This is a genomic window from Akkermansia sp. N21116, from assembly GCF_029854705.2.
GTDB lineage: Bacteria > Verrucomicrobiota > Verrucomicrobiia > Verrucomicrobiales > Akkermansiaceae > Akkermansia.
Map to the genome: position 1 here is coordinate 1,558,852 of NZ_CP139035.1, position 16,868 is coordinate 1,575,719.

The window sequence follows — 16,868 nt, forward strand, 5'->3', positions numbered from 1 at the left end:
TAGCCTGTAAACGTGTCGACAAAGGGGAGCGTGGCGGTTACTATCCGGCCCGGCGGCGCAGCCCCTGTGAATCCGCCGGATGTCGAACGGGAACAATTGCCGTTCCAAAACTTTCTGACCGTCAATTCCTGTGATTTAGCCGCCGTTGCCCATGAATTTGTTGAAACGTTTGCTGACTTCCCTGGACCGTTTTACGACGGGCCTTCTACTGAGTGTGCTGCTTTCCGTCGTCCTTCCGTGCCGGGGGGAATGGGCAGTGGCTATGGAACACGTGAGTGACGCGGCGGTGATGCTGCTGTTCTTCCTGTACGGAGCCAAACTGTCGCGGCGAGCTGTCCGGGACGGGTTGATGCATTGGCGCCTGCAGGGACTGGTGGCCTTCAGTACTTTCGTGATGATTCCCGCGCTGGGTTTGATGCTGAGTCCGTTGTTCTCCTTGTGGATGACGCCCGAGCTGGTGATGGGGATGCTTTACGTGTGCATGCTGCCTTCCACGGTGCAGTCGAGTATTGCCTTTACCTCGATAGCGGGAGGGAATGTGGCCGCCGCCGTGTGTGCCGCGTCGGTATCAAGCCTTCTTGGTGTGTTCCTTACGCCGTTGCTTGTAGGGATGTTTGTGACGGTCTCCGGCCAGGCGGGAGGGTTGAATGCGGATACATTCGCGAATATTTGCCTGATTATTCTGGCTCCGTTCGTAGCCGGGCAAATCGTCCAGAGGTGGATTGGTACCTGGGTGAGGGAGCACCGCAATGTGACTTCGTGGACGGATCAGAGTACAATCTGGCTCGTTGTCTATTCCGCTTTCAGCCATGCGATGGTGCAGGGCGTGTGGAAGAGTGTTCCGCTCATGTCCCTGGGCGGAGTTGTCGTTTCCTGTGCAACGGTGTTGACCCTGACTCTTCTGCTGACGGCCTGGCTGGCCCGGCGATTGCGGTTCAACCGGGAAGACCGCATTGCCATCATTTTTTGCGGTTCCAAGAAAAGCCTGGCAACGGGTATTCCCATGATGAATGTCATTTTTGCCGGTTCGCAGATCGGCGTGCTGGTGTTGCCTTTGATGGTATTCCATCAGATGCAGCTGATGGTCTGTGCTTTCCTGGCGAAGAAATGGAGCCGGAAGGGGTGACGGATGGACATGAGGGCCGCTGAGGCGTGTTCACCTGGAATATTTCTCGCGGGACAAGATGTGTTGAAGTGTTAGTCTTTCACTCTCAATATAATGCGTATTTGTTCGCGGATCCATGAACTGGGTGTGCTCTGGTGACGAGCCGCTCTGTTGATAATGGCGTAATAATCGTGTTGGGAGAACGTGATTTCCAGTGTGTAGAGAGGTGGGCAAGAGGAAAAAGTATTTTTTTTTTGGATCTCGTGGAACTGTATGACAGTTTTCAAAAAGGCGAGTCGGGCGGGAGGGATGGGGGTGGTTCCGGTGAGCCAGTTGTCCAATGTTCTCTTGCTCACTTGACATATGCTACTCAGTAATTTACGAGACATGCCCGGGGTCGTTTTGATCCAGTGCTTGATGAACTCTTTCTCGTCTGCTTGCATGCGGCATGTATTACCCTTCTAGGCCAAAAAATAGAATGTGAAACACAGATTATCCAAATAAAAAACTTGCGGGGATCACGAATTCGTGCATATTTGAGTCATTGCGAACGATATACAGAAATTCGCAAATACCTAAAAATCAGAATACATAATAAACTCCTAAAAAAGGCAAATAACAAGTAAACAAGAATCATACCAAATAGTAGTATGAAATTGATAATAATGAACAAGAAAGAAAAAAGATAATGTCTATCCACATATTTGTAAACAACCGTATTATTACATTAATCGATCATCCCGGGCTTTCCTATCCGAAGAGTATTCTTGATTCCCAGATCGGAGGTAAACCTTCTGTCGGCAAGTCGAACAAGAAAATCCAAGGCGGAGGAATTACGACGCACGATGCTGCCCTGCTGCTGCGCTGCAGCATGTCGGGGACTCGCCAACTCCTGCGCCGCAAAGGAATCCCGTTTGTCGTAATACCGTCCGAAAGGGGTACTTTAACCTGCTATTGGGACAAGCCGAGCTTCCTGAAGCTTTTTGAACGCCGGCCTCCGATTTGTAAAAAGATACCCGGCGGCTGGTTGACGACCAAGGAGGCTTCTCAGTATCTCGGGGTAACAAGGAGTGTCTTGTACCGATTGACCGTTCGCGGAGTTCTGGTTGAAAGGAAAGCCTTGGTCCGAACTTGCCGCGGGGTCAGGACCAAGAGTTTTTATTCTCTGGAATCCGTTGAAGATGCCATGAACGGACTTCGCAAAATGCGTCAAAAACAGAAGGCCTCCCGGACAGGCAAGAAGGATTGATGCCGGCGGGTTGGCCTATCGCTTCCCACTAAGAAGAAGGCTGTTTCTCTGATGAAGAGGGATAGCCTTTTTCCCGGGAAGAACCTGGACAATGGGAATGGTGATGAAAGGCGTCCGAGATAAAAAAAGAACGGGGTTAATCGGGCCAGACATTGCCCGGAGTACTGCCCTTGGTGATGATGGCTTTCTGACCAACCCTGAATTGAAGTCCCGGTCGTGCTTTCTGGATGATTTCCACCAGTTCGTTGGTGTTGTCCATGAGGATGCGGACTTTGACGTAACGCTCAACTTCGACATTACTATCCATCAGGGAACCTGTGGCCGATGCTATTTTCGTAGTACCCTGGGCGAGAAAGCCGGGGGAGATTGCTTCAGCCGTGCTGGCTGCCATACCGGCAAAAGCGCCGGTACCTTCGTTTTCCACATCCAGCATGATTTCCTTGACCTTGACAACCGTACCTTCCTGAATGGTCATGATTTTGCCAACGGGGATTTCGCCTGTATGGCTTTGAGTACATGAAAAAAGGACGGTGGATAACAGGCAGAGGGAGAACAAACGTAGCATGGACAAAAATGATTGGAATACACCAAGGATACGCCGTCGAAGAGCGCATTCTTTCAGAGATTCCGTAAAAAACCGGTTTTGTGGGGAGAGGGAGATTCTCCGGATCGGCTTGCTTCCTTTGTCGTCAGCTTAGCGTATAAGTCAGGAGGTAGACGATAAGGTGCGCCGAGGATAGGGCAAGAACTTTGTTGAGCTTGGCATTCTCCGGTGTTCTTCTTATTTTCAGAATTAATAAACCGGCCAGGAGAAAGGCGGGAATCCACTTCCACCAAAGGTCGCCGATGGAAAGTCCCAAGGCACGGAATGAAGTCGGCAGTGTGATGTAGGCGGCAACGATGAAGGAAATCGTCATTCCACGGGCTCTGGCGGAACCGAGACGTACTGCCAGCGTCTTCTTGCCAGTGGTTGCGTCTTCCTTGCGGTCACGCAGATTGTTGATGGAAATCATGACGGCAGCCAGGAGTCCGCACTGGATGCCGATTACAAAACCGGCGTGATACACCTTGAGTGTCAGTAGTTCTGTCGTTCCTGGCACCATGAGTCCGGTGCCGATCTGGACGAGGATGGTTCCCATGACGGCCACGAAACCGAAAAAGAGAATGACGAAGATCTCCCCCAGTCCGTTGTAGGCCAGAGGATAGGGACCTCCCGTGTATCCGTAGGTGAAGAAGAGAGAAGGAATGCCGATAGCGAGGATGGGCCACCCGCGCAAGTCAATGAGAGGGAAGGCAAACAGACAGGCCATGAGAAGGAATGCGATGGCTCCTCCAAGAACCTGGTTCCGAGTCAGGCTGCCGGAAGCCGTCATGCGCTTTGGTCCCGTCCGGCGGGAGGTATCGGCCTGTTTGTCGTGATCAATGGCATCATTGAACAGGTTGCAGGCAATCTGGAGGCAGAGCGTACTGAGCACCGTGAAGAGAGCCAGCCGGACATCCCAGCTTCCAGTCATGCGCCAGACGACCATGCAGCCGGCCCAGACGGGGATGACGGCTGCCGTGAGCGTTTTGGGTCGGGTGGCGAGAAAATAGGAGGCTAGTTTACTCATGGGGTGGCGGATTGTAGCCTGGAGCCAGCCATCCGTCAAGAAACCCGGTGCCAGGCCGGTATGTATCAGGATAACTGGCGTTCCACAGATGCATGCCGGCTGTCCGAACCGTTCGGGCGGTAAAAAAGCGGAAGCCGTCTTCCTTGTGATAGGAAAACGGCTTCCGGAGGGACGGTTTTTACCGTACGGGATTAGTCCTTGAAGCTGGCGTTGCGCATGTCACCTGTTTCGAGGAACTTGCTGTGCATTTCCAGAGCCTTGGCAACGTTACAGGGAGTGTGGAACCCGGGCGTGAGGGCGATGTAATCGCGCAGGAGTTGCTTGTAATCCGGATGGACGCATTTTTCGATGATTTCTTCCGCACGTTCGCGGGGGCATTTGCCACGGAGGTCGGCTACGCCGAGTTCCGTCACGATGATGTCGACATCATGTTCGGTATGGTCGTGGTGGGAGACCATCGGGACAATGGAGGAGATGGCTCCCCCTTTGGCGACGGACGGGCAGGTGAAGATTGTCAGGAATCCGTTGCGGGCGAAATCTCCGGATCCTCCGATGCCATTCATCATCTGGCGGCCGTAGAAGTGGGTGGAATTGACGTTGCCGAAAATGTCGACTTCGATGGCGGTATTGATGCAGATCAGGCCGAGACGGCGGACAATTTCGGGATTGTTGGAGATTTCCTGCGGGCGAAGGATGACGTGCTGCTTATAGAAGTCGAGGTTCTTGAGCATGTGGTCAAGCTGGTCGTCGGAGACTGTCAGGGAACAACCGGCTGCCAGAGAACAGCGGCCTTCGTCCATGAGCTTGATGACGGAGTCCTGAATGACTTCCGTATACATCTGGAAAGGAGGGATGCTTTCATCGCGTCCCAGTGCGCCGAGGACGGCATTGGCGATGTTGCCGACGCCGGACTGAATGGGCAGGAAACCGGAGGGAATGCGGCCAGCCTTGAATTCGGCGGAAAGGAATTCGGCAACATTTTCTCCGATTTTATCGGTGATGGGATCGCCGGGTTTGAAGGGGGCGATACCGTTGGGTTCATTCGTTTCTACGATACCGACGACTTTGGCCGGATCAATCTTGAGAGTGGTTGTACCGATGCGATGGGAAGGACTGGTGAGGGGGATGGGTTTGCGGTTGGGCAGCTCTTCGGGCATGTAGATGTCGTGCATGCCGATCATTTCCTTGGGCATGTAGGCGTTGCGTTCCACAATGATGCGCTCGGCCAGGAGGCAGTAGGTTGGCGTGTTGCCGACGCCGGTGGTCAGGGTGACTTCACCGTCTTCCGTGATGTCTGCAACTTCGATGATCGCGGTTTTGACGGCGGGGATGTGTCCGTAACGCATGTACATGGCGGTGTGGGAGAGATGCATGTCGTTGTACTGCACGTCTTCCGAGTTGATACGCTTGCGGAGGTCGGGGCTGGACTGGTAGGGTGTTCTATGTCCGATTGCATTGGCCCGGGCCAGGGCTCCGTCGGTGGAACCGCTGGTGGAAGCTCCGGAAAAGATGTTTACTTTGAACGGTTTCCCTTCGGCATGAAGAGCTTCTGCCTTGGCGGCGATGGCGCGTGTAGTGGCCTTGGGAACGCCGGCTGCGGTAAATCCGCTCAAACCGATGTTTTCGTCGTGTTCAATGAGTGCAGCAGCTTCTTCAGGAGTTAATTTTTTGTAGGTCATGATGTTGGTGTGTGAAAATGGTTGTAGTATAAAAGACGTGGGGTTCCAGCGAAAAAAAAAGAAAAACGATTTTAGCGTCTTTCAGACTTCGGTCAGGCGTGTAATGGAAATGGCCGGAATTGTTTTTCGGGAGCCGTCGGAAAGAAATAGAACGGGGGATCCGTCATCGGTGATACCTTCAAAAATACCCTCGATCGTGGCGTCGTCCGTCAGGACGGATACGGCTGTCCGGCCTCCCCATGCCTTATTGAGGCGGGGCAGCAGGCCTGATAGTCCGGTGGTGGAAAAAACGTTCCATTCGTCCTTGAGAGCATGGGCAAGGCACTCCATGATGTCGTCGATGCCGGGGCAGGGGACCAGGAGGTCGGCAAGGCGTGCGGGAGGATCCTGAACTTTGCCCTTAAGCACGGCGATATCATTGAATATGTTGATGCCGATGCCGACGACAGCCATGTCGGAAGCCGGCCTCTCGACGAGGATACCCGCTAATTTGGATTTACCGACCAGGAGGTCGTTGGGCCAGCGCAATCGTGCTCCGTGAATGGAGTATCCGGCTAAAATATCCAAGAGGGCGAGTCCGGCGACAAGAGGAAGATGCCCCCATTGGACAGGGATACTGCCTTGGGGCTCCAAAGGAAGATTGAATGAGGCCCACAGGCCGCCGGGAGACCCGAACCAAGTCCGGTTGAAACGTCCTCGTCCGTTACGCTGGAACTCGCAGCGGGCGATATGCCACGGTGGAAGGTGGCGAGCCAAATCGTTGGTAGAAGAAGCCTCGGCCCAGTCATGCACTGTCCAGATTCCGAAACGGCGCGTCGAACGGGCTGGTTCGGTTCGGTTGGACGGGTTGGTCATGGCAGGGCCGAGGCTGAGAAAGCACCGATACCTGGAATAGGTTAACGGGTGAGAGTAGAGATGTAGTAACCGGCGATGACGGCGGTTCCGATTACGCCTGCGACATTGGGGCCCATGGCGTGCATCAGCAGGTAATTGGAGGGATCCGCCTGCTGGCCGACGTTATGGGAGACACGGGCAGCCATCGGCACGGCGGAAACGCCGGCGGAGCCGATGAGAGGGTTGACCGGATTCTTGCGCCAGATCAGGTTCATGATGTGGGCGGCGATTACGCCACCGGCCGTAGCAACCACGAAGGCGACGATGCCGAGGCAGATGATGAGCATGGTTTCCGTCTGCAGGAACCGTTCTCCTTGCATGGTCAGACCGACGGAGGTGCCCAGGAAGATCGTCATGATGTTGATGATTTCATTCTGGGATGCCTTGACCAGGCGTTCCGTCACTCCGCATTCACGCATAAAGTTGCCGAGCATGAGCATGCCGATCAGCGGGGATGCGTCCGGAATCAGCAGGATCGTGACAATGGTCACCATGACGGCGAAGAAGAGCTTCTCCGACTTGCTGACGTTTCGAAGCTTTTTCATGCGAATCTTGCGCTGGGCCTTTGTAGTGAGCGCCTTCATGACCGGTGGCTGGATCAGCGGCACCAGGGACATGTATGTATAGGCGGCCACGGCCACGGCACCGAGGATGTGCGGAGCAAGCTTCATGGTCAGGAAGATGGACGTCGGACCGTCGGCTCCTCCGATGATGCCGATAGATGCCGCTTCCTGCTTGGAAAAGCCCATGAACAAGGCCATAAAGAAGGTGGCTGCCACGCCTACCTGGGCAGCGGCGCCGAGCAAGAGTGTTCTTGGCGCTGCCAGCAGGGGACCGAAGTCTGTCAATGCTCCGACGCCCAGGAAGATGATGGGCGGGAAGATTTCCGCTTTGACCCCCAAGCCGAGCCAGTCATACAATCCGCCGCTGATGGAAGCAACGAGGTAGTTCTGACCTTTTTGACCGGTCAGGGTGTATTGACCGGGAACTTCCCGTCCGTCCTTGACTACGGGAGCGGCGACCATGGGGGTGGTCATAGCTTCTTTGTACTTGGCTGCCTCTTCCTGAGAACTGATTTGTTTGTTTTCGGAAACAGGCTGATCCAACGGAGCCAGATTAAGCCTGAGGAAGCCTACATCGGTGTAGGTTGTCTGGGTCATCTTGCCGTCTTCGACGGACACGATTTCCTTGTTAACCTTGGTGATGAGCATCCCGTTGTCGGGAATGTTGGCGATCAGCGCGCCGAAAGCGATTGGAACCATCAATAACGGTTCGTACTGCTTTGCGACCCCCAAATAGAGGAGGATTACCGCGATGACCCACATGCCCACCATCTGGAGGGTCAGGGAGAAAATCCCCATCCCCTCGAGGAAAGTGTTGATTGATTCTATCATGACAGGTGAAGTCGAATAACTTGATGAACTGGCCCCCGGTTTTCCGAGCGTTTTTTACGCGTGCCAGTTGTTACAACAGTTGTCCTTAGCCGATGATAGCAAGGGCCTGGCCTTCCTGAACAGTGTCTCCGGCGCTGACTTGGAACGAAGTCAGTGTTCCGGAGCAGGGGGCGTAGATGTTGGTGTTCATCTTCATAGCTTCCAGCGTCAGGATCTGATCACCTTCCTTGACGGCTGTTCCAACGGCAACGTCGAGGGAGACGACACGTCCGGCCAGAGGACTCGGGATGGTGCCGGCTCCGGCGGCGGGAGCAGCTGCAGGGGCGGGAGTAGGTGCCGGAGCGGCAACGGGGGCCGAAACAGGAGCGGCAACCTTGGCAGGAGCGGCAGAGGAGAGGGCGGAGACAGGAGCGGTGCAGCAGGAGGAGCCGTCAAGAATTTCAACGCTGACGTCAAATGCTTTACCATCTACGGTAATACGGAGTTTTTTCATTGTGTTGGAGTGAGGTTGATGTTGATGCGGCACGTATAATTGTTGGTGAGGTTGGGTTTGCGCCGCGGCAATGGTTGGTAATTAAAATTAGAGTATTTTCCCCGTCCGGTTGGCGGGATGCCTTTCCGGACGGGAAGAAACGGTTGGTTTATCGGGTGGGGCGAATGCGGTGTGAAGCAAAGATTTCGTTACGTCCCGTATGGGAATAAGTATTGGAAGTTTGCTTGATATCTACGATACGGTGGCTCATGCCTTGAAGGGCAGTTGCAACCGCAGCGGAAATAACCGCTACCATTTCCGGCGTCAGACTGTCTCCGGCAGGTGCCGCAGGCTGAACCGCAACGGGGGCGGTTTTGGCGCTTGCGGCCGGTGCCGGTTGTTCCTGGGGCTTTTGACTGGAGTTCACTTTGGAGACAATAGCCAAAACGAGAGCCAGGAAGCCCAGGCAGGACATGACGACGATAATGCCCACTATCTGATATTCCAGCTCTGCCAGAGCCATTTGAAGGCGCTGGACCAAGGCAAGAAAGATATTGGCGTTTAACATGACAGCGAATTAGAGGGGGATATTGCCGTGTTTCTTGGCCGGGCGCACTTCTTTCTTGTTGAGAAGTGTGCGCAGGGCAAAGGCGATTTTGGCACGGGTTTCTTCCGGATTGATGACTTCCGTGATTTGATCCAAGGCGGCAGCGGCATAGGGATTGTAGAATGCTTCGCGGTATTCGTTGAGCAATTCTCCCTGACGCTTGGCCTTTTCAGCAGGGTCTTCAATGCCTTTGAGCTCGCGCCCGTACAGGACGGGAACGGCGCCTTCAGCTCCCATGACAGCAATTTCAGCGGACGGCCAGGCGAAGACGACGTCAGCGCCGAGGTCCTTGCAGCACATGGCGATATAAGCGCCGCCGTATGCCTTGCGCATGATGAGGGTCACCTTCGGCACAGTGGACTGCGAGTAGGCGAAGATCATTTTGGCTCCGTGGCGGATGATGCCGCCGCGTTCCTGATTCTTGCCGGGCAGGAAGCCGGGGACGTCCACCAGGTTGACCAACGGCGTATTGAAAGCATTGCAGAAGCGGATGAAACGGGCGGCCTTGTCGGACGAATCGATGTCCAGGCATCCGGCTTTCACGTTGGGCTGGTTGGCAATGATGCCGACCACGACGCCACAGATGCGGCCGAATCCCACGACGACGTTTTTGGCGAAATCCTTGTGAACTTCAAGGAAATCTCCGTCGTCAACGAGACGGGAAATGATAGGCAGCACATCCAGTGGAATCTTGTTGTCCTCGGGGATCAGTTCGTTCATGCCGGGATCAGCCGCCATGTTGAGCGGTGTGTCCAGCTTGTGCGGCGGTTCTTCCGTATTGTTGGAGGGCAGGTAGGAGAGCAGTCTCTTCAGGATGTCGATGGCATGGGCATCGCTGTCCGCGACAAAGTGGGCATTGCCGGAGACGGAGGCGTGGATGGCTGCGGAGCCGATATCGTCCATCGTGCATTTTTCATACGTGACCTGTTCAATGACCTTGGGGCCGGTGATGTACATACCGGCATTTCCGGAATTGCGCATGATGACGAAGTCCGTCAGAGCAGGGGAATAAGCCGCACCGCCGGCGCATGGTCCGAGGATCAGAGAAACCTGGGGAACGACGCCGGAAGCAAGAACGTTGTTGTAGAAAACGTTGGCATACCCGGAAAGGGCTGCAACTCCTTCCTGAAGACGGGCGCCTCCGGAGTCATTGACCGTCACCATCGGGATGCCGGCTTTGAGGGCATACTTTTGCGCGTCCACAATCTTCATCGCGTGCATGTACCCGAGGGAACCGCCCTGAGCCAGGAAGTCGGAGGCAGAGCAGGCCACCGGACGGCCGTTGACGAGGCCGAAACCGGAAACAACGCCGTCACCGGGGATTTCCTTTTTGCCCATGCCGAAGTTGTGGCAGTTGTGGCGGGCATGCATGCCGATTTCCGTAAAGGTGCCTTCTTCAAAAAGGTAGCCCATGCGGTCGCGGGCCGTCATTTCGCCATTAGCATGTCTCTTGTCGATCTTGTCCTGGCCGCCGCTGAGAATGATTTTTTCGCGGCGGGCTTGCAGATCGGCAAGGAGTTTGGGATCAATAGCCATTGGTTGATTTTACTAGTTGGGGGTTGTGAGGCGGATTATTCTCCGCAGCAGCAGTTGCCGGGGTGCTGGCAGAGTTCGGTCAGCACGCTGAAGGTTGACTTGGGATGCAGGAAAGCCACCTGCGTATTATGTGCACCGGGAACGGGGGTTGCATTGATGAGTTGGATACTGGCATCAGCCGCCTTTTGCAGGTCGGTGGTGACGTCGTTTGTCTTGAATGCAATGTGATGGAGACCTTCACCCTTCTTTTCAATGGCCTTGGCGATAGCGCTTTCGGGGGAGGTGGGTTCCAGCAGTTCGATGTGAACGCCCGCTACGTCAAACATGGCAACGCGGACTTTCTGGGTTGTGACTTCTTCAATGTGGGGTTCTCCCAGGCCGAGGGCATCACGATAGTACGGAATGGTGGCATCAAGGCTCTTAACTGCGATGCCGATGTGGTCGATTTGCTGAATCATATCGGTGAATATTTGGTTATAAGGCTCCAGCCCAGCGGGCATGCGCCTCTGGTACGAAGCAAGTAAATACGTTTTTTCACTAAAAGGGAAGCAGGAAAGAAAAAAATTGTGTACGAGCTTTCGCTCAAGAGCGAATAGGCATTCGGTATTTTCCTGTAAATCTGGCGAATGTTTCCGGTAAATCGATTATTATGTGGTACTTGGAACCTTGATGACGAAAAAAATGATCTGCTCGCCGAATTTGGGTTGCAATTCCGGAATGGTTGATGCATATTCTGCGTCCCGACAGATTTCCTATTGGATCAACTCAAACTTTGGAGAACGCAAGATGAACATTATCAACAAGATCGAACAAGAGCAAATCAAGTCCGACGTGGCACAGTTTAACGTGGGCGACACCGTTAAGGTTCACACTCGCGTGATCGAAGGCGGCAAGGAACGTATCCAGATTTTCCAGGGTATCGTGATTTCCCGGCACGGAGCCGGTATCAACGCTGCCTATACCGTTCGCAAGATTTCCTACGGAGAAGGTGTGGAACGCGTGTTCCCTCTTCATACCCCCAAGGTCGCCAAGATCGAAGTCGTCAACCGTGGCAAGGTACGCCGTGCCAAGTTGAACTATCTTCGCAGCCGCATCGGTAAGGACGCCGTTCAGGTTAAGTCCGCCAACTGATGGGGTCTGTCGGGGTTTCCCGATTACTCGGTTTATCGGAGCCGTTTCGCAAATTGCGCGAAACGGCTTTTTCTATTTCCCCGCAATCATAAAAAGAGTATGTGTAAGGAAATGCTTGGAAATGCTTCCCATCCTGAACGATCTCCAGGCAGCACTGTCTTTACCTATAGCCTTTTTTGATTGAAATATGTTAAAAAAACTGATTGTTGCCTTGTTCCTGCTTATCGTGCTTGTCGCAGGCGGGTATGTTTTTTGGAAAGATCGCAGGGAACCTCCTTCGCAAGATGTTACCTTGTACGGTAATGTAGATTTGAGGCAGGTGGCTTCCGCATTCCTGGTTTCGGAACGCTTGGCGGCTGTTTATGTCGATGAGGGGCAAATTGTAGAAAAAGGCCGGAAATTGGCGGAGTTGGAAACGGTCCGTCTCAAGCAGGATCTGGATGTTGCTCGCCTTGCTGCCGCTGCTGCCTGGCAAAATTACCAAAAGGTGAAAAACGGCCCCCGCAAGGAGGACGTCGCCCGTGCTCGTGCTGCCGTGGAGGCTGCCAAAGCTGCCTGGGAGAATGCCCGAATCCGTCGTGACCGCATGATCCCTTTGTCGAAGAAGCAATCGGTCTCTGTCCAGCAGGCTGACGATGCGATTGCCATGGAGTCTGTATCCGCTGCCTATGTAGAGGTGAAGCAGAAGGAACTGGATCTTCTCCTGGCCGGCTCCCGCGAAGAAGACATCCTCCAGGCCGAAGCGGAATGGAAACGGGCAGATGCCGAATGCGCTATCCGACAGCAGCGGCTGGATGATGCCGTGCTGTACGCACCATGCGATGCCGTCGTACGGAACAGAATCCTGGAACCCGGTGATATGGTCTCTCCCCAGAAGCCTGTCTTTAATCTGTCCATTATGGATGTCAAATGGATCCGCGCTTACCTGACCGAAGAGCAACTCGGTCAAGTCCGCCCGGGAATGAATGCCGTGGTGACGAATGATAGTTTCCCCGGACGCGAATTCAAAGGGACGATCGGTTTTATTTCTTCCGTAGCCGAGTTTACCCCGAAAAATGTGGAAACTCCGGAATTGAGGACGGCTTTGGTGTACGAAGTACGTATTATCGTACAAGATCCGGATAATTGCTTCCGTCTGGGGGCTCCGGCTACGGTTGTCATCCGCGTGTCGTGATACGGACATGATAGGAGAATGGTGCATCGACTGTCGACAGGTCGGCAAAATCTTCAAGGATTCAGCCGGCAGGGACTTCGATGCCCTTAAGGATGTTTCCTTTCGTGTTGGAAAGGGGGAGATCATTGGATTGCTTGGCCCCGACGGAGCCGGGAAGACGACGTTGATTCGTCTGGCGACAGGCTTGATGAAACCCTCTTCCGGGAGTATTTCCACCCTGGGGTTCGATACGGGGGCCCAGGCCTCCATGATCCAGAAACAGATAGGTTACATGCCTCAAAAATTCGGTCTCTATGAAGATTTGACGGTGATGGAGAATATGTTGCTCTATGCTCGCCTGCACGGAGTTCATTCCCGGAAACGGGAGGAAAAATTTTCGAGTCTTCTCCACATGTCTTCCCTGCAACGCTTTACAGGGAGGCTTGCCGGTAAATTGTCAGGAGGTATGAAGCAGAAACTGGGACTATGTTGCTGCCTGATATCGTCTCCGGAACTTTTGCTGCTGGATGAGCCTACCGTCGGTGTCGATCCTCTTTCCCGTCTGGAACTCTGGGGAATTCTGAAGCAGCTTGCTCGTGACGAGGGTCTTAGTGTGCTCGTCAGTACATCCTACATGGACGAGGCCTCCTACTGCAAGAGAAGTATGATTCTCTACGAGGGGCGGTTGCTTTGCGATTGTCCTCCATCCGAAGTGACGGCTTTGGCGGCTGGCAAAACATTTTCTATTTCCGTGCCCCAAGGAGAAAAAGTGCGCCGTATCCAGAGTGAGCTGGCCATGATTCCTACCGTTATCAACTCCACTCCTCTTGGTGATTGTGTCCGTGTGGTGATGGATCCTTCTTCCGAGGATTTTGCCCGCTTGGAGTCTTATGACCTTCGTCCGGCTTCCCCGGATTATTCCGACGGCTTCATGACGCTATTGTTCAGCCATCTGGCATCTGGGAAAAAAGGGTTGCACATGGACTGGGGAACCGGGGAAGAAGGATGGGTTGTTTCTGGTAATCCGGGAGATACGGTTATTTCCGTCAAAGATCTTGTCCGTCGGTTTGGCAGTTTCGTTGCTGTCGATCATGTGAATTTCAGCGTGGCGCAAGGAGAGATTTTCGGTTTGCTGGGGCCCAACGGGGCTGGGAAAAGTACGACGTTCCGCATGCTCTGCGGTTTGTTGCCGGCTAGCAGCGGTGTGTTGAATGTTGCCGGTGTCGATCTCAGGACGGCGGCTCCCGTTGCCCGTCGAAAAATCGGCTATGTTGCCCAGAAATTTTCCCAATACGGGAATCTTACTGTCCGGCAGAACCTGAACTTTTTCGCGGGTGCGTACGGCATGCGCGGTACTGAGAAAAAACGGGCCGTAAACGACATGATTGATGAATTCGGTCTTACCCGTTTTCTGGATACACCGTCTTCTTTGTTGCCAGGAGGATACAAGCAGCGTCTCAGCATGGCCTGTGCTTTGTTGCATAGACCGGAAATACTGTTTCTGGATGAAGCCACTTCGGGAGCTGATCCCGTAGCGCGCCGGGAATTTTGGTTGCGTATAAACTCTTTGGCAGACAAGGGTGTTACCGTGATCATTACGACCCACTTTTTGGGGGAGGCCGAATACTGTGACAAGATGGTGATCATGATGGACGGCATTTGCCTGGCTCAGGGCAGCCCGGAAGACATCCGTTCCCATGCTCCCGTGGCAGAGGACGGAGGCACTCCTTCTCTGGAAGATGCCTTCCTGGCCATCACGAGGGAGAGGGTTCGTGCAGTACCGGAAGGAGGTGAAGCATGATCGCATCCCTTCGCAGGATAGTGGCGCTCGTCGTCAAGGAACTCCATCAGATTGCACGTGACCCGGGTAATATTGCCATCGCTGTCGTCTTACCTGCCGTATTGTTGATTTTGTTCGGCTATGGATTGAGCATGGACGTCAACAATATCCGTGTAGCGTGGTATGCTCCCGTGAGTTCGGATTTATCCCGTACTTTGGAATCTCGCATGACCCTGTCTCCTTACTTCCATGTGACGAAGACTTTTTCGTCTCAGGAAGCCGAGGAAGCCCTCCGCCTTCACCGTGTGGATGCTATCGTGTCTATGCGCAGCGATACTCAGGCAGATCTGGTCAACAACCACACGGCCTCGGTGCAAATCATCGTTAATGGGTCCAATGCCAATCAGGCTAAGTTGATGAACAACTACCTGCGTTCCGTTGTTTCTTCCTGGGCTGTGTCCGAACTTGGCGTTGCTCCCGGAAGTATCGCAATTGAGCCACGCATGCGCTACAACGAGGCGGTGGATAGCCACTACTATCTCGTTCCCGGCGTTATTGTTATTATCATGACTATGATCGGTTCCCTGTTGACGGCTCTCGTTATGGCCCGCGAATATGAAAGGGGGACTCTGGAAGGGCTCTTTTCAACTCCTGTTCATAGCTGGGAAATTCTGATTGCCAAAGGATTGACGAATTTTCTGCTCGGTATGGTCAGCTTTGCCATTTCCATGTTGTTCGCCGCCTACGTGTTCCATATCCCGATCCGGGGTTCCCTTCCGGTATTAATTGGGGTGTCCGCCTTGTATCTGGTGGTAGCGTTGGGACTGGGGCTTGTCATTTCCACCACGACGAAGAACCAGTTCCTATCTTGCCAGTTGGCCATCTTGGGAACCTTCCTGCCGGCTTTGATGCTGAGCGGATTCGTGTACGACATCCTGAACATGCCTCTTGCTGTCCAGGCTATCACGTGGGTGATTCCGGCGAAATATTACATGACCATGATGGTTAGTTTGTTTCTGGCTGGCGATATTCCTATTCTGGTGTATCGCGGCTGCATTGCCTTGGTCGTATTTTCCCTTGTCCTCTGGTTGACGGCACGTCTGAAATCTCCAAAGTCTCTGGAATAATGATCGACTTCATCACTCGCCAGCTTGCCTTGATTGTCAAGGAACTGCTTGCCGTCCTCCGGGATGGGAAGAGTCGGGTGGCCGTCATTGTGCCTCCCGTGATCCAGATTTGTCTCTTCGGATATGCTGCGACGCTGGATGTTAATACCGTTCCTTATGCCTTGCAGGATCTTGACCACAGCCAATGGTCGCGCATGTATGCGGCCGATTTGGATGGATCGGGGATTTTCCACCGCGTCGCTACCGTTTCATCCAACAGGGAACTTGATGAACTGATGGCACGGAAGGAAATCGTGCTTGCCGTAACGATTCCCAGGAATTTTGCCCGTGAAGTAGAACAGGGTCGTACCGGAAGCATCCAGATGATAGCCGACGGCAGAAATTCCAATACGGCCGGCATTGCCTTGAGCTATGCCCGGGAAATCGCTTCCGCTTTCAATTATCGACATCTTCCGCAAACAGAGAATGCCGTTCCCAATGTACGGATTGAATCGCGTGCCTGGTTTAATCCCAACATGATTACTCGTGTCTTCATGATTCCTTGTCTTCTTGCCGTCCTGGCTCTGTTGGATACCGTTCTTTCTTCCTCGCTCTCCATTGCCCGAGAACGAGAAGAGGGAACCTTCGACCAGTTGCTTGTGGCTCCCTACCGTCCGTCTGAAATTATCCTAGGTAAAGGGTTGGCGACGATGGCGATCAGTTGCGTGCAGAGTACCTGCGTGCTGCTCATCATCCTGTATTGGTTCAAGATACCCTTTCAGGGATCTTACTGGCTTTTGGCTCTGGCCATGTTCCTTTTCATCATGACCTCGGCGGCTATAGGACTGTGCATTTCGTCCTATTCCAAATCGCTCCAGCAGGCGATAGTCGGCACATTCCTTTTGGTTGTTCCCATGGTGATGCTCTCCGGGTTTGCAACCCCCATTGAGAGTATGCCGGAATTCTTCCAGGATTTGACCCTCTTGAACCCAATGCGCTACGGGATGACGATTATGCAGCGTATCTTCCTAGAAGGGGCGGGGCTGGCCGAATTGTGGGATCAGTTCCTTGTCGTGTTCGGGATTGCTTTCATTTCCATTGCGGCAAGTCTGGTCGCTTTCCGCAAACAGGTCGGATAACGAAAGAGCCGGA

At 53.7% G+C, this 16,868-nt stretch carries 16 protein-coding genes; 7 read left to right on the forward strand and 9 right to left on the reverse strand.

Going from position 1 to position 16,868, the window contains the following annotated elements:
• Positions 1-151: 151 nt before the first annotated feature.
• A complete protein-coding gene (locus QET93_RS05970; RefSeq protein ID WP_280125322.1) occupies positions 152-1,126 on the forward strand; it encodes a bile acid:sodium symporter family protein in 975 nt (324 codons plus the stop codon).
• Positions 1,127-1,793: 667 nt separating this feature from the next.
• Positions 1,794-2,354, forward strand: a complete 561-nt coding sequence (locus tag QET93_RS05975) for a helix-turn-helix domain-containing protein (protein ID WP_280131499.1) — start codon at positions 1,794-1,796, stop codon at positions 2,352-2,354.
• 136 nt (positions 2,355-2,490) lie between these two features.
• Here the strand turns inward: QET93_RS05975 and QET93_RS05980 are convergent, their stop codons facing one another.
• The 9 genes from QET93_RS05980 to mce all read right to left on the reverse strand — a co-directional run bounded on the left by QET93_RS05980 (position 2,491) and on the right by mce (position 11,004).
• Positions 2,491-2,919, reverse strand: coding sequence for a hypothetical protein (locus QET93_RS05980; RefSeq protein ID WP_280131498.1), 429 nt, complete (start codon positions 2,917-2,919; stop codon positions 2,491-2,493).
• Between the two features lie 124 nt (positions 2,920-3,043).
• Positions 3,044-3,964 carry a 1,4-dihydroxy-2-naphthoate octaprenyltransferase gene (gene menA, locus QET93_RS05985; RefSeq protein ID WP_280131497.1) on the reverse strand — a complete coding sequence of 307 codons (921 nt, stop codon included), beginning with the start codon at positions 3,962-3,964 and terminating at the stop codon, positions 3,044-3,046.
• Between the two features lie 191 nt (positions 3,965-4,155).
• Positions 4,156-5,643, reverse strand: coding sequence for a succinate CoA transferase (locus tag QET93_RS05990; protein ID WP_280125326.1), 1,488 nt, complete (start codon positions 5,641-5,643; stop codon positions 4,156-4,158).
• An 81-nt stretch (positions 5,644-5,724) separates the two neighbouring features.
• Entirely contained in the window at positions 5,725-6,498 is a 774-nt protein-coding gene (locus QET93_RS05995; protein ID WP_280131496.1) for a biotin--[acetyl-CoA-carboxylase] ligase, read from the reverse strand.
• A gap of 41 nt (positions 6,499-6,539) precedes the next feature.
• A complete protein-coding gene (locus QET93_RS06000) occupies positions 6,540-7,928 on the reverse strand; it encodes a sodium ion-translocating decarboxylase subunit beta (protein ID WP_345786074.1) in 1,389 nt (462 codons plus the stop codon).
• A gap of 88 nt (positions 7,929-8,016) precedes the next feature.
• Entirely contained in the window at positions 8,017-8,424 is a 408-nt protein-coding gene (locus QET93_RS06005; RefSeq protein ID WP_280125329.1) for an acetyl-CoA carboxylase biotin carboxyl carrier protein subunit, read from the reverse strand.
• Positions 8,425-8,572: 148 nt separating this feature from the next.
• A complete protein-coding gene (locus QET93_RS06010) occupies positions 8,573-8,971 on the reverse strand; it encodes an OadG family protein (RefSeq protein ID WP_280125330.1) in 399 nt (132 codons plus the stop codon).
• A 9-nt stretch (positions 8,972-8,980) separates the two neighbouring features.
• The gene (locus QET93_RS06015) at positions 8,981-10,546 is read right to left on the reverse strand and encodes an acyl-CoA carboxylase subunit beta (RefSeq protein WP_280125331.1); all 1,566 of its coding nucleotides are present in this window, start codon (positions 10,544-10,546) and stop codon (positions 8,981-8,983) included.
• Positions 10,547-10,581: 35 nt separating this feature from the next.
• Positions 10,582-11,004, reverse strand: coding sequence for a methylmalonyl-CoA epimerase (gene mce, locus QET93_RS06020; protein WP_280131494.1), 423 nt, complete (start codon positions 11,002-11,004; stop codon positions 10,582-10,584).
• 328 nt (positions 11,005-11,332) lie between these two features.
• On the opposite strand from mce, the gene rplS reads away from it, so the two are divergent.
• From rplS to QET93_RS06045, 5 genes are all read left to right on the forward strand, one after another.
• Positions 11,333-11,677, forward strand: a complete 345-nt coding sequence (gene rplS / locus QET93_RS06025) for a 50S ribosomal protein L19 (protein ID WP_280125333.1) — start codon at positions 11,333-11,335, stop codon at positions 11,675-11,677.
• 187 nt (positions 11,678-11,864) lie between these two features.
• Entirely contained in the window at positions 11,865-12,851 is a 987-nt protein-coding gene (locus QET93_RS06030; RefSeq protein ID WP_280131493.1) for an HlyD family efflux transporter periplasmic adaptor subunit, read from the forward strand.
• A 7-nt stretch (positions 12,852-12,858) separates the two neighbouring features.
• Entirely contained in the window at positions 12,859-14,631 is a 1,773-nt protein-coding gene (locus tag QET93_RS06035; RefSeq protein WP_280131492.1) for an ATP-binding cassette domain-containing protein, read from the forward strand.
• Positions 14,628-15,737, forward strand: coding sequence for an ABC transporter permease (locus tag QET93_RS06040; RefSeq protein WP_280125336.1), 1,110 nt, complete (start codon positions 14,628-14,630; stop codon positions 15,735-15,737). Before QET93_RS06035 ends, QET93_RS06040 begins: the two co-directional genes overlap by 4 nt.
• Positions 15,737-16,855 carry an ABC transporter permease gene (locus QET93_RS06045; RefSeq protein WP_280131491.1) on the forward strand — a complete coding sequence of 373 codons (1,119 nt, stop codon included), beginning with the start codon at positions 15,737-15,739 and terminating at the stop codon, positions 16,853-16,855. The genes QET93_RS06040 and QET93_RS06045 overlap by 1 nt, the downstream gene beginning before the upstream one ends.
• The last annotated feature ends 13 nt before the right edge of the window (positions 16,856-16,868 follow it).

Coding starts and splice junctions, on each gene's coding strand:
- QET93_RS06015 (WP_280125331.1), bottom strand. CDS start 10,546: ATGGCTATTGATCCCAAACTCCTTGCCGATCTGCAAGCCCGCCGCGAA.
- menA (WP_280131497.1), bottom strand. CDS start 3,964: ATGAGTAAACTAGCCTCCTATTTTCTCGCCACCCGACCCAAAACGCTC.
- QET93_RS05980 (WP_280131498.1), bottom strand. CDS start 2,919: ATGCTACGTTTGTTCTCCCTCTGCCTGTTATCCACCGTCCTTTTTTCA.
- QET93_RS05975 (WP_280131499.1), top strand. CDS start 1,794: ATGTCTATCCACATATTTGTAAACAACCGTATTATTACATTAATCGAT.
- QET93_RS06030 (WP_280131493.1), top strand. CDS start 11,865: ATGTTAAAAAAACTGATTGTTGCCTTGTTCCTGCTTATCGTGCTTGTC.
- rplS (WP_280125333.1), top strand. CDS start 11,333: ATGAACATTATCAACAAGATCGAACAAGAGCAAATCAAGTCCGACGTG.
- QET93_RS05995 (WP_280131496.1), bottom strand. CDS start 6,498: ATGACCAACCCGTCCAACCGAACCGAACCAGCCCGTTCGACGCGCCGT.
- QET93_RS05990 (WP_280125326.1), bottom strand. CDS start 5,643: ATGACCTACAAAAAATTAACTCCTGAAGAAGCTGCTGCACTCATTGAA.
- QET93_RS06040 (WP_280125336.1), top strand. CDS start 14,628: ATGATCGCATCCCTTCGCAGGATAGTGGCGCTCGTCGTCAAGGAACTC.
- mce (WP_280131494.1), bottom strand. CDS start 11,004: ATGATTCAGCAAATCGACCACATCGGCATCGCAGTTAAGAGCCTTGAT.
- QET93_RS06045 (WP_280131491.1), top strand. CDS start 15,737: ATGATCGACTTCATCACTCGCCAGCTTGCCTTGATTGTCAAGGAACTG.
- QET93_RS06010 (WP_280125330.1), bottom strand. CDS start 8,971: ATGTTAAACGCCAATATCTTTCTTGCCTTGGTCCAGCGCCTTCAAATG.
- QET93_RS05970 (WP_280125322.1), top strand. CDS start 152: ATGAATTTGTTGAAACGTTTGCTGACTTCCCTGGACCGTTTTACGACG.
- QET93_RS06035 (WP_280131492.1), top strand. CDS start 12,859: ATGATAGGAGAATGGTGCATCGACTGTCGACAGGTCGGCAAAATCTTC.
- QET93_RS06005 (WP_280125329.1), bottom strand. CDS start 8,424: ATGAAAAAACTCCGTATTACCGTAGATGGTAAAGCATTTGACGTCAGC.